This window comes from Micromonospora hortensis, assembly GCF_022230935.1.
Lineage (GTDB): Bacteria > Actinomycetota > Actinomycetes > Mycobacteriales > Micromonosporaceae > Micromonospora > Micromonospora hortensis.
The window spans coordinates 1-753 of record NZ_JAKKFE010000060.1 but is presented as its reverse complement, the minus strand read 5'-3'; the positions used below and the strand labels follow the sequence as shown (position 1 = coordinate 753).

Here is a 753-nt window from a genome sequence, read left to right as displayed (position 1 = left end):
CCGGCGATGGTCGAGGGCGTGGACTGCCGGAACGGCCACTTCAACGACCCCGGGCTGCGCTACTGCCAACGCTGCGGCATCGCCATGCATCAGCAGACGCTCGCCACCCGGCTGGCGCCGCGGCCGCCACTCGGCGTGCTGCTCACCGACGATGGGGTCACCTTCCGGCTGGACACGGACTATGTCGTCGGGCGCCGTCCGGAGCAGCATCCGGACGTCCGGGCCCGGCGGGCGCGGCAGGTCCGGCTCACCGGCGAGATCTCCGGAGTCTCCCGCCTGCAGTTGCGGATCCAGCTGCGCGGCTGGCAGGTGGCGGTGGTGGACCTAGGCTCCGCCAACGGCACCATGCTGCGCGAGGCAGCGGACGCCGACACCCGGCGGGTGCCCGCCGGCGAGCCGGTCGTGATCCGGCCCGGCACCCAGATCGAGTTCGCCGCACGGTGGCTGCGGTACGAATCCCACCGGAACCCCTGAGGAAGCCCGTGCGCGGCATCGCCGACTACACCTTCATCCGCCCGCTCGGCTCAGGTAACCACGGGACCTTCTACCTGGCGAACCGGCCGGCCCGGCTCCCGATCCCGGCCGACCTGGTCGCCGTCAAGGTGCTGCACGCCGAGTCCGAGGAGACGGCGTTCCGGCGGGCGACCCGAGAGCTCGCCGCGTTCGCCGCGGTCAGGTCCCCGTGCCTGGTCGACCTGTACGACGCGGGTCAGCACGACGGCTTCTTCTACTATTCGAGCGAATACCTCCCTC

At 71.7% G+C, this 753-nt stretch carries 1 protein-coding gene and 1 pseudogene; both read left to right on the top strand.

Annotated features, from left to right (window positions below):
- A partial coding sequence (locus NIE111_RS28160) for an FHA domain-containing protein (protein WP_238687318.1) occupies window positions 1-474 on the top strand: 474 nt, incomplete at its 5' end.
- A gap of 8 nt (window positions 475-482) precedes the next feature.
- Window positions 483-753: pseudogene (locus NIE111_RS28155) on the top strand (serine/threonine protein kinase); the annotation flags it as partial.